We start from the raw sequence: 13,866 nt of genomic DNA, 5'->3' as shown, positions 1-13,866 counted from the left end.
TTTCGTGTGCCCGCGTCCCTGTGGGCGGCTGCCCTGCCCGCTCTCTCAGTCCAGTTCCCGCCCTGTGTTCCCCCGCGCCGCGGAGGAACTGTTGAGCGAGTCATAACGCAACGAGCGCCGTACCTTGCCGTCCAGACCGAGCGCCCTGCTCCAGACGTCGACCATGTCGGCGCTCTGCCGCTCGAGAAGGGTCCGACTGCCTTCCGTCCCCTTGGTGAGCAGCGCACGCCGCCACGAGACGATGAGGTGGTTCACCGGATCCTCGTCGTAGGACGACGGCTCGGGAATTCGCTTCGTCAGTCCCTGGAAAACCTCTCGTTCCCACTCGGCGGCCTTGCGCGCGCCCAGGTCCTCCCGCACGTCCTCGGCCACCGCGTCCAGCGCACCGAGCGTGTGGGCGGTGCGCGCAGGTGGAGCCGCGAGCTCGGCGCCGGTCGCGTCACGTTCCACTGCTGCAAGCCCTTCCGCAGCGTGCCGAGTCGCTGCCAGCCGGAGGACGACGAACGCCTTGGGCTCCTCGGACACCGCCCGCACAGTGCGCAGCAGTGCAGCGCGCGGAACGGCCATGTGGACGCCCTCGTCGTCCTCCCACGCCGGCTCGGAAGCGGAACTCCGGGCGACGTAGTCAGCGCTGCCCATACCGAGCATCACGCCCGTGTCCGAGGCGTAGTCCGCGAGCGATTCCGCAAGCGGCACACTCATCCCCGGATCCAGACGGCCGCCGGCCCTCGTCACCTCGTCGTCGACAGCCAGAAGCACATCCTTCATGGCTTGAGCCTGACGAAGCGAATGCTGCCCCGGCAAGGATCCCACGGTCACCTCTCGTACCACCGACCCGAGCTCGGAGCAGTTCATGCCGGTTGTGCGGGAGTCACCCAACGCTGCTTGGATACGTTCATCTTGCAACAGATCCTCGCAACCGCCGCTCTCATCGTCGGGGCCGAGGAATAGCCATGCCCCGATCCCGGCTACCGCTGCGCATGCGGTGGCGGTCAGAGTGAGGAGGTAGGAGTGACGGTTGCGGGGCAAGGGCCTTCGGGGCATGAAACTTCCTGGGCTGGAGGGCTGCGGAGCGAGATCAGTTCGTCGTGTCCGTCAGGTACTTCGCAGCGGTGCGCGAACCACGGTCGTGGCCGTCGAGAATGCCGTCGGTGAGAACCTGCAGCTGTGCCTTCCCTGCGGTCGTATCGCATGGGGAGGTCGCTGCCGACCATCTCTGTGCCCCGGCGGGGAGAGTGGGGTAGGCCGCTCTATGGAAGCCCATTCCGCCCAGATCGACGAAGCGGGGTGCGCCACTTCGCACATTCCGGTGCGGCTTTGGGCGCATCGAGGCGAAGGCCGGACTGTCCGACTCATCGAGCGAAGGCCTTGCCCGCGGGAGGCACGCTCAACTGCCGGCCGACACAGGCTCGCAACCGAGGTGACCAGCCACCCAGTCCCTCCGCGTCGATTTGAAGCGGCCTACCGCCGACCCGGCCGAAGCGCCCGCAGGTCCCCCGGCCCTATGACCTACCGACCAGCCCGCCGCTACAACTCCTCCTCCGCCACCAACCCCGTCTGCACCAGCGGCCGCCCCCGGCGCCGGGAGACGAACACGCCCCGCCCGGCCGGCATCGGGCGTGGGCGGACGCCGCCGAGGACGTCACCCTCACCGGGGTCGCCCGCCAGGACGACGCCCTGGGCGCCGAGTTCCTTGATGCGCTGCATGAACGCCTCGTAGGACGCGCGGCTCGCCCCCGCCGTGGAGCGGGCGATGATGAAGCGCACGCCGACGTCCCGGGCGAACGGGAGCAGTTCGGTCAGGCCGCTCAGAGGGTTGCCGCTGGACGTGGCGACGAGGTCGAAGTCGTCGATGACCACGTAGACGGTCGGGCCCTGCCACCAGCTGCGGTCGCGGAGTTGCTGGGCGGTGACGTCGGCGGTCGGAGTGCGCCGCTTCATCAGGTCGGCCAGGGCCACCATGTGGTGCTCCATGGCGTTGGACATGGGGATGTACTCGGCCAGGTGGGTATCGGGGGTGACGCCGAGCAGGGAACGCCGGTTGTCCACCACGAACAGCTTGCACTCGTTGCCGGGGTAGCGCGTGGTGAGCTGCTTGATCAGCAGCTTCAGCAGGTTCGACTTGCCGGACTCGCTCTCGCCGAAGACGAGGAAGAACGGGTCCTGGTCGAAGTCGACGAAGACCGGCTCCAGGTTGTCCTCGTCCAGCGCGAACGCGACGCCCCGCCTCGGGAACCGGTTGCCCGGCGGCAGCTGCTCCGCCGGGAACGCGCGGGGCAGCAGCCGGACCGCCGGGGCCTCGGAGCCCTGCCAGTGCCGGGACACCTCGGCCGCCAGCGCGGCGGTGGCGTCCGCGAGGTCCGTGTCGGAGGTGAGGCCGTCGATGCGCGGCACCGCGGCCATGAAGTGCAGCTTCTGCGGTGACAGACCTCGGCCGGGGACGCCGGCGGGCACGTTCGCGGCGACCTTGCGGTCCAGTTCGGAGTCCATCGTGTCGCCGAGCCGCAGCTCCAGCCGGTTGAGCAGGTTGTCCTTGAGCGCCGAGCGCACCTCCATCGAGCGGGACGCCGACAGGATCAGGTGGACGCCGTAGCCGAGACCGCGCGTGGCGATGTCGAGGATCACCTGATCGAGTGCCTCGTAGTCGCCGCGGAAGGTGGCCCAGCCGTCGATCACCAGGAACACGTCGCCCCACGGCTGGTCGGCGACCGAGATGTCGCCGCGGGCACGCCGGGTCCGGAACTCCGCGATCGAGGAGATGCCCGACGCGCGGAAGTACTCCTCGCGGCGGTTCAGCACGCCGTACACCTCCGCCACCGTCCGCCGGACCTTCTCCGGGTCCAGGCGGGAGGCGACCCCGCCGACGTGCGGCAGCCCGGCCACCGCGGCCATGCCGCCACCGCCGAAGTCCAGCCCGTAGAACTGGACCTCCTCCGGGGTGTGGGTGAGGGCGAAGGAACAGATCAGGGAGCGCAGCAGGGTCGACTTGCCGGACTGCGGACCGCCGAGGATCTGCATGTGGCCCGCCGCGCCGGAGAAGTCCACCCACAGCGGGTCGCGGCGCTGCTCGTACGGCTTGTCGACGAGGCCGACCGGCACCACCAGCCGACCCGCGCCCTCGTACCCGGGCTGGGTGAGGCCCCGGCCCGGCACGGCCGCCAGGCCGGGCAGCAGACCGTCCAGGGACGGCGGGCTGTCCAGCGGCGGCAGCCACACCTGGTGCGCGGCCGGGCCCTGGGCCTCCAGCCGCCGGACGACGACGTCCAGCACGGTGTCGGCGAGCGCGTCGTCCACCTCGTCGGTGCCGTCGGGCGAGGCGGCCCGCTGCTGCGGGACGGGCGCGTACCGCACCGGGACCTCCGCCGCGGTGAACAGCACCGGCCGCCGGTCCACCGGCAGGGGCCCGCCCGCCGACGCGTTCCGCTGCGCCCCGGACCGGTAGACGCCCGACACGTAGGCCGCCTTGAAGCGGACCATCTCGTCCGTGCCGAACTTCAGGAAGCCCGAACCCGGCACGTTCGGCAGCTCGTACGCGTCCGGCACGCCCAGCGCCGCCCGCGACTCGGCGGCCGAGAAGGTCCGCAGACCGATGCGGTAGGACAGGTACGTCTCCAGGCCGCGCAGCCGGCCCTCCTCCAGCCGCTGCGAGGCCAGCAGCAGGTGCACGCCCAGCGACCGGCCGATGCGGCCGATCTGCACGAACATGTCGATGAAGTCCGGCTTGGCGGTGAGCAGTTCGCTGAACTCGTCGATCACCAGCAGCAGCGACGGGATGGGCTGGAGCGGCGCGCCCGCCGCGCGGGCCTTCTCGTAGTCGTGGATGTTGGCGTAGTTGCCCGCGTCGCGCAGCATCTCCTGGCGGCGGTTGAGCTCACCGCGGATGGAGTCGCCCATGCGGTCGACGAGGGTCAGGTCGTCCGCCAGGTTGGTGATGACGGCGGCCACGTGCGGCATCTGCGCCATGCCGGCGAAGGTGGCGCCGCCCTTGAAGTCCGCGAGGACGAAGTTCAGGGTCTCCGAGGAGTGGGTCACGGCCAGCCCCAGCACCAGCGTGCGCAGCAGCTCCGACTTGCCGGAACCCGTCGCGCCGACGCACAGGCCGTGCGGGCCCATGCCCTCCTGCGCGGCCTCCTTGATGTCGAGCATCACCGGACGGCCGTCCTCGCCCACGCCGATCGGCACCCGCAGCCGCTCCGCCTGCGACCGCGGCCGCCAGGTCCGCCGGGTGTCGACGGACGCGGCGTCGCCCAGGTTCAGCAGGTCGGTGAACTCCAGGTTCGCCAGCAGCGGCTCGTCGTCGTCCCCGCCCTCGGCCATCCGCAGCGGGGCCAGCTGGCGGGCCAGGGCCTCCGCGGACTCGTACGACAGGACGTCCGGTGTTCCCTCGTAGACGGCGCCGTGCGCCGACTCCAGGTGCAGCGACCGCGGCCGGACCACCACGGACAGGTCGCCGCGGACCCCGGCCGGCTCGCCCTCGGTCACCTCGACCAGGGTCACGCCCTGCAGGCCCTCCGGGCTGAGCAGCATCGAGTCGGGCGGCAGGGACACGCCGTCGAGCACGACGACGATGTGCGGGGTCTCCGGCAGCGGCGCGGCGTTCGGGTGGAAACGAGGCCGCCCGGTCAGCCGCGAGGACAGCAGGTCCTCCGTCTCCCTCGGGTCGCCGCTGATCAGCCGGCGGGTGCCGGCACCGTCCGCGACCCCGGACAGCTGCACGTGCGGCAGCCACTTGGCCCACTCCCAGTGCGGCAGCGCCTCCCGCCCGGCCACCACCGCGACGATCAGGTCCTCGGGGGAGTGCAGGGCGGTGAGCGACCCGACGAGGGCCCGCGCGGAGGACCGCACGGACGCCGGCTCGCCGCCCACCGTCACGTGGTAGAAGGCGCGCAGCGACACGGCCATCGGCAGGTCGTCCAGCGTCCCGTGGACCGCGACGAACCGCTGCATCGACCCCGCGGCGAGCGGCTCCAACTGCTCCACGGGGGCCGTCTCGGGGGTGACCAGCTCGGTGGCCAGGGCCTGCGGACCGAGGCCGATGCGGACCTGCCCGAAGTCCTCGTCGCCCGGCCGCCGTTCCCAGACCCGGCTGCCCTCCGCGACCAGGGCCCACAGCTGCTCCGGCGACGGGTGCAGGTAGTACTGGGCGTCACGCTGCCTGCGCGCCGTCTCCTGGACCGTCCGGCGGGTCTGGGAGAGGTAACTCAGGTAGTCCCGGCGCAGATCGGCCAGCTGCCCCTGCGAACCGCGGCGGAAGCGGATCACCATCGCGATCGACATGGCGATCGTCGACGCGATCATCACCATGCCCATGATCCGCATGAAGGGCTGACCGCTGGTGAAGAAGAACACCACCGAACCGCCCATGCCGAGCGTCGGCAGCAACTGCATCAGCACGCTCTCCCGGTGGTCCCGCGGCAGCTCGGGCGGCGGCTGCAGCACGACCTCACCCGACGGCACCTCGGGCGGCAGCGCTCGTGGCGGACGCTTCACGACGATCTGGGTCACTGCTCACCAATTCCCTTGGCGGCCCGCCGGGTTTGTCGTCCACCACCCCGTGTCAGGCGGACGAGGGCCGCCGCGCGATCCTACTGATCCCACCATGTGCCGGCGGACGGTAGGGTGCCGGATGTTCGCGTCAGCACACGCGAACCCGGCCGGAGATATGGGGCATTACGTGAGATCCGGCGCGGCACGGAACACCGGCCCCGGCCCGACGGGCCCGCCCGCCGCGCCGGCCGGCCGCCCAACCGCCCGCCGGACGGGGGGCGGTGGTGCCGCCGGAAGAAATCACAAGCCCTTCACATCGCGAACACGGGCGCAGGACCGACGCCGGGCCGGCGCAGCACGGACGGCAGAACCCATGCAGGACCGACAGGACCGACGCAGTACGGACGCAGCACCGAGGGGGAACAGCAGGTGAGCATGACGGCCTCGACGGCGGCCACCGGTCCGGGCGGACCGGGGCAGGGGACGCCTCCCACCCGGGCGGCACAGGGGCTCGGCTTCTGCCGGGTCACCATCGTCGCCCCCGACAGCCGCATCGACGTGGCCCTGCCCGACGATGTGCCGGTCGCCGACGTCTACCCCGAGATCCTCCGCCTCTCCCGGCAGACCGCCGAGGAGGGCGCCCCGGTCGGCTACCACCTCGTCCGCCGGGACGGGACCGTCCTCGACAGCTCCCGCTCCTTCGCGGCGCAGCGCATTCTCGACGGCGAACTCCTCACCCTGCGCCCCTTCTCCGAATCGCTCCCGCCCGCCGTCTTCGACGACGTCTCCGAAGCGGTCGCCTCCGCGGTGACCCGCGACCGCTCCCTGTGGCGCGACGACCTCACCCGCGCCGCGGGCCTGACCGGCGGCGGGGTGCTGCTCGCACTGCTCGCCTTCGTCGCCTGGACCGCCGACCCGCGGCACGACATGCACGGCCTGCCCGGCATCCTCGCGGGTGTCACCGGAGTGCTCCTCGTGGTCCTCGGCTGCGTCCGGGCCCGCGTCTACGACGACCGTGCCGCGGGCATCGCGCTCGGGCTCGGCGCACTGCCGAACGTCGGTGTGGCCGGTTCCGGCCTGCTCTCGCTGTCCGAGGGGCAGGGCATCGGCAAGCTGCAGTTCCTGCTGGCCTGCGCGGCGGTCCTGGTGGCCTCGGTGGTCCTCACCCTGTGCTCCCCGCGCGGCGACGGGCCCTTCGTCGCCTTCGCGGTCGCCTCCGGCCTCGCCCTCGCCGCCACCTTCGGGGCACTCCTCGGCGACTGGACCCCGTCCGAGACCGCCGCCCTGTGCGCCCCCGTCGCCGTCGGAGCACTGGCCTTCCTGCCGGGCATGTCCATGCGTTTCGCCCGGCTGCCCATCGGCTTCGACGCGCCGGACACCACGCAGCGCACCGCCTACGGCGCCGACCCCGAACCCCAGGAACCGGTCGACGCCGAACGCATCGGCGCGCAGGCCCGGCGCGGCCACGAGCTGCTCGTCGGCCTGGTCGGCGGCTGCGCCCTGCTGGCGGCCGGCTCGGCGCTGGTGCTCGGCTTCTCGGACGACGTCTGGGCCCAGCTGCTGGCCCTGGCCACCGGCATCGCGCTGCTGATGCGCGCCCAGCTGTTCCGCTACACCGCGCAGGTGGCCGGACTGCTGGCCGCCGGCCTCGGCTCCCTGGTGGCGCTCGGCCTCGGGCTGGCGCTCAACCCGCCGCACGCCCTGGTCCGCGACGCCCTCACCGGCGACCGGGCCGACCTGGACCTCCGTACGGTCTGGCTGGTCGCGGCCATCGCCGTGGCGGCCGCGATCATCACCGCGATCGGGCTCATGGCCTCCCGCAGCGGCCTCACGCCCTTCTGGGGCCGCTTCCTGGAGATCGCCGAGGGCTTCGTCCTGCTGACGCTGGTCCCGCTGGCACTGGCCGTCTTCGAGGTCTACCAGTCGGTGCGGTCGATGACCGGCTGACGGACGGGTGACCACCCCCGGCCGGCTCCCGGCCGGGGACATCCGGTGCACTGGGGCCGGATCCGGCCCCACCGGCGCGACCGGCCGATGCGCGAAGGCCCCCGCGAGACCGGCCGACCGGCTGACCGGTTTCACCGGGCATCCCGTCCGGCGGACGCCCCGCGCACGCCCCGCAGGTCGCGTATGCCTCGCACGCCCCGCGCGGCCGGTGAACGACGGCTACCCGGCAGACGTCCGGCCGTTGCGCGCCCGCAGCGCACGCCCCCACCAACCGCACACGCCCGCGTGCACCCGGCGGCTTCGCGCCTGTCGGTGCCGATCGGCCCCCCCAAGGCGCTACGCCCGTGCCGCAGCTTTCGGGTGGGGCACGGTCCGCTCCCATGCCCGCTGCCCGTCACCGGCCGCAAGCCGGCCGCAAGCCGGCGCCGTCGGACGCAGGGCGCTCCCTCCCCCTTCTGGCGCGGACCGGTGGCCCTGCTTCCGCCTGCCCTGGTCGCGCCACCGCGACGCCCCCTGCCGACCCTTCGGGGCGCGGCACACAGCACCCGGCGGTGCGTACACGCCCCGTAGGCCGCGCCCCCACGCGCCCGCAGCGCGGGCGCGCACCACCGCACGCCCGCACACGTCGTACTCACACGCATCGCACCGGCACCCGCAGCGCCGACACACGCCGCACCGGCGTATCCGGCGCCCCTTCACCCAGGCCCTGCAACGACGCCCTCCGGCACCTCCACCCGGACGGCGCGCCCCTGTCGCCGGGCCCCGGTTCACTCCGCCTCGGGCCCCGCCGGTTCCAGGTCGAACTCCCCGTCCCGCGCACCCAGCACGAAGGCCCGCCACTCCGCCTCCGTGTACCTGAGCACCGTGTCCGGGTCCAGGGACGACCGCATGGCCACCGCGCCACCGGGCAGGTAGGCGATCTCGACGCGCTCCTCGTGCTCCTCGGTGCCCGGCGCGCTGTGCCACTCGACGCCGGAGATGTCGAGCCCGTACAGCTCGTCCTTCTCCCGCTCCTTGCGCGCCCTGATCTCCTCAGCCGTCTCCGCCATGCCGCAGCGACCCCTTTCCCAGTGTCCGACTGTTCGACTGTCCGACTTGCTGCTGTCCCGTACTCTCCAGTGACCGTGTTCCGCGGTCCGGACATGCCCGGCGTGTCCCACGGTCGGCGCTCACCCTAGTGGCCGCGGCCCCTCCACCAGGGCGGTTCCACGGACCGTGGACAGGAGCCCGGCCACCGCCTGATAGGCTGGCCGATGGCCGTTTGTGTACGCACCCCCGGAGCGCCGCTCTGGAGGCCGCGCCCAGCGGATCCGTGCCTTCCGAGTCATGGAAGATCCCCCGAGACGAAGACCGGGGGCACTCGGTGGCCACTCACACACCATTGAGGAGTACGCGTGTCGCTCGACGCCGCTACGAAGAAGCAGATCATCTCCGAGTTCAGCACCAAGGAGGGCGACACCGGCTCCCCCGAGGTCCAGGTCGCGCTGCTGTCCCGCCGGATCTCCGACCTGACGGAGCACCTCAAGACCCACAAGCACGACCACCACTCCCGTCGTGGTCTGCTGATCCTGGTCGGTCAGCGCCGCCGGCTGCTGCAGTACCTGGCCAAGAAGGACATCGCGCGCTTCCGTGCGCTGGTCGACCGCCTCGGCATCCGTCGCGGTGCGGCGGGCGCCAAGTAGGACGGCGTGATGGGGAGCGGTTCCCAGCGGGAAAGGGGACCGCTCCCTTTGCTGTACGTGCTGTACGTGCGGAGTGTCACCACCCCTTTGTAGTGTGGTAACACAACGCCATAGGAACGACTCACCGTGACGAGCCGTGCCGCACCTGCGGTACGGACGTCACAGACGCCCCACAGGGCGTCACGACGTACGGGGAGAAGCGCACCTCGCCGCCGCCGGTCCTCGGTAGTGGCCCCCGGGCGACAGACCCGGGAGCTTCGATCGAAGACCGGCCCGCACCAGACGGAGCGCTTCTCCACCACGTCCCCGCGCCACACGGGCGTGAGGGACGAAAAGACGACATGTAACGGAGAAGACACTGGTGGAGAACGAGACCCACTACGCCGAAGCCGTCATCGACAACGGATCCTTCGGCACCCGCACCATCCGCTTCGAAACGGGCCGCCTGGCCCGCCAGGCCGCCGGTTCCGCCGTGGCCTACCTGGACGACGACACCATGGTGCTGTCGGCCACCACCGCCTCCAAGAACCCCAAGGACCAGCTCGACTTCTTCCCGCTCACGGTGGACGTCGAGGAGCGGATGTACGCGGCGGGCCGCATCCCCGGCTCGTTCTTCCGCCGTGAGGGCCGTCCCTCCGAGGACGCCATCCTCACCTGCCGCCTCATCGACCGCCCGCTGCGCCCGTCCTTCAAGAAGGGCCTGCGCAACGAGATCCAGGTCGTCGCCACGATCATGGCGCTCAACCCCGACCACCTGTACGACGTGGTGGCCATCAACGCCGCCTCCGCGTCCACGCAGCTGGCCGGACTGCCCTTCTCCGGCCCGATCGGCGGCGTCCGCGTCGCGCTGATCCGCGGCCAGTGGGTGGCCTTCCCGACGCACACCGAGCTCGAGGACGCCGTCTTCGACATGGTCGTCGCGGGCCGCGTCCTGGAGGACGGCGACGTCGCGATCATGATGGTCGAGGCCGAGGCCACCGAGAAGACCGTCAAGCTGGTCGAGGGCGGCGCCGAGGCCCCCACCGAGGAGGTCGTGGCCGCCGGTCTGGAGGCCGCGAAGCCCTTCATCAAGGTGCTCTGCAAGGCGCAGTCCGACCTCGCCGCGAAGGCCGCCAAGCCCACCGGTGAGTTCCCGATCTTCCTGGACTACCAGGACGACGTCCTCGAGGCGCTGACCGCCGCGGTCAAGCCCGAGCTCGCCCAGGCGCTCACCATCGCCGGCAAGCAGGACCGCGAGGCCGAGCTCGACCGCGTGAAGTCCCTCGCCGCCGAGAAGCTCCTGCCGGAGTTCGAGGGCCGCGAGAAGGAGATCTCCGCCGCGTACCGCGCGCTGACCAAGTCCCTGGTGCGCGAGCGCGTCATCAAGGAGAAGAAGCGCATCGACGGCCGCGGACTCACCGACATCCGCACCCTGGCCGCCGAGGTCGAGGCCATCCCGCGGGTGCACGGCTCGGCCCTGTTCGAGCGTGGCGAGACCCAGATCCTGGGCGTCACCACCCTCAACATGCTCCGCATGGAGCAGCAGCTGGACACCCTCTCCCCGGTGACCCGCAAGCGCTACATGCACAACTACAACTTCCCGCCCTACTCCGTCGGCGAGACCGGCCGCGTGGGCTCCCCCAAGCGCCGCGAGATCGGCCACGGTGCCCTCGCCGAGCGCGCCATCGTGCCGGTGCTGCCGACGCGCGAGGAGTTCCCCTACGCGATCCGCCAGGTGTCCGAGGCGCTCGGCTCCAACGGCTCGACGTCCATGGGCTCCGTCTGCGCCTCCACCATGTCGCTGCTGAACGCCGGTGTGCCGCTCAAGGCCCCGGTCGCCGGCATCGCCATGGGCCTGATCTCCCAGGAGATCAACGGCGAGACGCACTACGTCGCCCTCACCGACATCCTCGGTGCGGAGGACGCCTTCGGCGACATGGACTTCAAGGTCGCCGGCACCAAGGAGTTCGTGACCGCCCTCCAGCTCGACACCAAGCTGGACGGCATCCCCGCCTCCGTCCTGGCCGCCGCCCTCAAGCAGGCCCGTGACGCCCGCCTCCACATCCTCGACGTGATGATGGAAGCGATCGACACGCCGGACGAGATGTCCCCGAACGCGCCGCGGATCATCACCGTGAAGATCCCGGTCGACAAGATCGGTGAGGTCATCGGCCCCAAGGGCAAGATGATCAACCAGATCCAGGAGGACACCGGCGCCGAGATCACCATCGAGGACGACGGCACCATCTACATCGGTGCCGCCGACGGCCCGGCCGCCGAGGCCGCCCGCGCCACGATCAACGGCATCGCCAACCCGACGATGCCCGAGGTCGGCGAGCGCTACCTGGGCACGGTCGTCAAGACCACCACCTTCGGCGCGTTCGTCTCCCTGCTGCCCGGCAAGGACGGTCTGCTGCACATCTCGCAGATCCGCAAGCTGGCCGGCGGCAAGCGCGTGGAGAACGTCGAGGACGTGCTCGGCGTGGGCCAGAAGGTCCAGGTCGAGATCGCCGAGATCGACTCCCGCGGCAAGCTCTCCCTGATCCCCGTGATCGAGGGCGAGGACGAGTCCGGCAACGGCTCCGACGAGACGAAGGACGACGCCGCCAAGTGACGTCCCGTGGCTCCCAGGCGACGGCCCGCACCTCCCCGGAGGCGCGGGCCGTCGCCCGTACCCAAACCCTGATCAAGGGCGAGAACGGCACCGGCACCGTCCGCCGGACCACCCTCCCGGGCGGCCTGCGCATCGTCACCGAGACCCTGCCCTCGGTCCGCTCCGCGACCTTCGGCATCTGGGCGCACGTCGGCTCCCGCGACGAGACCCCGGCGCTCAACGGCGCCACGCACTACCTGGAGCACCTGCTCTTCAAGGGCACCGCCCGCCGGTCCGCGCTCGACATCTCCGCCGCCCTCGACGCGGTCGGCGGTGAGATGAACGCGTTCACGGCCAAGGAGTACACGTGCTACTACGCGCGCGTGCTCGACACCGACCTGCCGCTCGCCATCGACGTGGTGTGCGACATGCTCACCGGCTCCCTGATCCGCGAGGAGGACGTCGACGTCGAACGCGGCGCCATCCTCGAAGAGATCGCCATGACCGAGGACGACCCCGGCGACTGCGTGCACGACCTCTTCGCGCACACCATGTTCGGCGACAACCCCCTCGGCCGCCCCGTCCTCGGCACGGTCGACACCGTCAACGCCCTGACCGCCGACCGCATCCGGCGCTTCTACCGCAAGCACTACGACCCCACCCACCTGGTCGTCGCCTGCGCCGGGAACATCGACCACGCCACCGTCGTCCGCCAGGTCCGGACCGCCTTCGAAAAGGCCGGCGCGTTCCGCGACCCGGCCGCCGTCCCGATCGCCCCGCGCGGCGGACGGCGCGCCCTGCGCACCGCCGGCCGGGTCGAACTCCTCGACCGCAGGACCGAACAGGCGCACATCGTCCTCGGCATGCCCGGCCTGGCCCGCACCGACGACCGCCGCTGGGCCCTCGGCGTGCTCAACACCGCCCTCGGCGGCGGCATGTCCTCCCGCCTCTTCCAGGAGGTCCGCGAGAAGCGCGGCCTGGCCTACAGCGTGTACTCGTACACCTCCGGCTTCGCCGACTGCGGCCTGTTCGGCGTGTACGCGGGCTGCCGGCCCTCGCAGGTGCACGACGTGCTGAAGATCTGCCGCGACGAACTCGACCACGTCGCCGAACACGGCCTGCCCGACGACGAGATCGAACGCGCCGTCGGCCAGCTCCGCGGCTCCACCGTCCTCGGGCTGGAGGACACCGGCGCGCTGATGAACCGCATCGGCAAGAGCGAACTGTGCTGGGGCGAGCAGATGTCGGTCGACGACATGCTCGCCCGGATAGCCTCGGTCACCCCGGACGACGTCCGCGCCGTCGCCCGCGACATCCTGGGACGACGGCCCTCCCTGTCGGTCATCGGCCCGCTGAAGGACAAGCAGGCGGCGCGGCTGCACGACGCCGTCGCCTGACCCCTCCCGTAAGGAAGCAACGAACATGAGCAAGCTGCGCGTGGCGGTCCTCGGCGCCAAGGGCCGGATCGGGTCCGAGGCGGTACGGGCGGTCGAGGCCGCCGAGGACATGGAACTGGTGGCCGCCCTCGGCAGCGGCGACAAGCTGGAGACCCTCGTCGAGACGGGCGCCCAGGTCGCCGTCGAACTGACCACGCCCGCCTCCGTCATGGGCAACCTCGACTTCTGCGTGCGGCACGGCATCCACGCCGTCGTCGGCACCACCGGCTGGACCGACGAGCGCCTCGCCCAGCTCACGGGCTGGCTCGACCAGTTCCCGCAGACGGGGGTGCTCATCGCGCCCAACTTCTCCATCGGCGCCGTCCTCACCATGAAGTTCGCCCAGATCGCGGCGCCCTACTTCGAGTCCGTCGAGGTCGTCGAACTCCACCACCCGAACAAGGTGGACGCCCCCAGCGGCACCGCCGCGCGCACCGCCCAGCTCATCGCCGAGGCCCGCCGCAGCGCGGGCAGCGCCCCCGCCCCCGACGCCACGGTCACCGCCCTGGACGGCGCCCGCGGCGCCGACGTCGACGGCGTACCGGTGCACTCCGTGCGGCTGCGCGGACTCCTGGCCCACCAGGAGGTCCTCCTCGGCGGCGAGGGCGAGACCCTGACCGTCCGCCACGACTCCCTCCACCACAGCAGCTTCATGCCGGGCATCCTGCTCGGCGCCCGCCGCGTGGTGTCCACCCCGGGCCTGACCTTCGGCCTGGAGCACTTCCTCGACCTGAACTGAGCC

At 71.7% G+C, this 13,866-nt stretch carries 8 protein-coding genes; 5 read left to right on the top strand and 3 right to left on the bottom strand.

Annotated features, from left to right (window positions below):
- Nucleotides 1–45 precede the first annotated feature (45 nt).
- Together ACSU53_RS07740 and eccCa are read right to left on the bottom strand one after the other, a co-directional pair.
- The gene (locus ACSU53_RS07740) at nt 46–768 is read right to left on the bottom strand and encodes a hypothetical protein (RefSeq protein WP_437025867.1); all 723 of its coding nucleotides are present in this window, start codon (nt 766–768) and stop codon (nt 46–48) included.
- Nucleotides 769–1,527: 759 nt separating this feature from the next.
- Complete coding sequence (eccCa, locus tag ACSU53_RS07735) at nt 1,528–5,505, bottom strand: type VII secretion protein EccCa (protein WP_437025865.1); 3,978 nt, start codon at nt 5,503–5,505, stop codon at nt 1,528–1,530.
- Between the two features lie 417 nt (nt 5,506–5,922).
- On the opposite strand from eccCa, the gene eccD reads away from it, so the two are divergent.
- On the top strand, nt 5,923–7,434 hold the full coding sequence (gene eccD / locus ACSU53_RS07730; RefSeq protein WP_437025863.1) for a type VII secretion integral membrane protein EccD: 1,512 nt from the start codon (nt 5,923–5,925) through the stop codon (nt 7,432–7,434).
- A 767-nt stretch (nt 7,435–8,201) separates the two neighbouring features.
- Here the strand turns inward: eccD and ACSU53_RS07725 are convergent.
- On the bottom strand, nt 8,202–8,483 hold the full coding sequence (locus tag ACSU53_RS07725; protein WP_164338357.1) for a DUF397 domain-containing protein: 282 nt from the start codon (nt 8,481–8,483) through the stop codon (nt 8,202–8,204).
- 345 nt (nt 8,484–8,828) lie between these two features.
- Here ACSU53_RS07725 and rpsO point away from each other — a divergent pair, with 345 nt between their 5' ends.
- The 4 genes from rpsO (at nt 8,829) to dapB (ending at nt 13,863) form a co-directional block, all read left to right on the top strand.
- Entirely contained in the window at nt 8,829–9,116 is a 288-nt protein-coding gene (gene rpsO, locus ACSU53_RS07720; protein WP_164338358.1) for a 30S ribosomal protein S15, read from the top strand.
- A 361-nt stretch (nt 9,117–9,477) separates the two neighbouring features.
- Complete coding sequence (locus ACSU53_RS07715; protein ID WP_432057820.1) at nt 9,478–11,709, top strand: polyribonucleotide nucleotidyltransferase; 2,232 nt, start codon at nt 9,478–9,480, stop codon at nt 11,707–11,709.
- The gene (locus tag ACSU53_RS07710) at nt 11,706–13,085 is read left to right on the top strand and encodes a M16 family metallopeptidase (RefSeq protein WP_437025861.1); all 1,380 of its coding nucleotides are present in this window, start codon (nt 11,706–11,708) and stop codon (nt 13,083–13,085) included. Before ACSU53_RS07715 ends, ACSU53_RS07710 begins: the two co-directional genes overlap by 4 nt.
- 25 nt (nt 13,086–13,110) lie before the next feature.
- On the top strand, nt 13,111–13,863 hold the full coding sequence (dapB, locus tag ACSU53_RS07705; protein ID WP_437025860.1) for a 4-hydroxy-tetrahydrodipicolinate reductase: 753 nt from the start codon (nt 13,111–13,113) through the stop codon (nt 13,861–13,863).
- The last annotated feature ends 3 nt before the right edge of the window (nt 13,864–13,866 follow it).

It is taken from the genome of Streptomyces sp. enrichment culture (assembly GCF_964273255.1).
Classification (GTDB): Bacteria; Actinomycetota; Actinomycetes; order Streptomycetales; family Streptomycetaceae; genus Streptomyces.
This window is presented reverse-complemented; position numbering and strand designations above follow the sequence as displayed.

Coding starts and splice junctions, on each gene's coding strand:
- ACSU53_RS07740 (WP_437025867.1), bottom strand. CDS start 768: ATGAAGGATGTGCTTCTGGCTGTCGACGACGAGGTGACGAGGGCCGGC.
- eccD (WP_437025863.1), top strand. CDS start 5,923: ATGACGGCCTCGACGGCGGCCACCGGTCCGGGCGGACCGGGGCAGGGG.
- ACSU53_RS07725 (WP_164338357.1), bottom strand. CDS start 8,483: ATGGCGGAGACGGCTGAGGAGATCAGGGCGCGCAAGGAGCGGGAGAAG.
- dapB (WP_437025860.1), top strand. CDS start 13,111: ATGAGCAAGCTGCGCGTGGCGGTCCTCGGCGCCAAGGGCCGGATCGGG.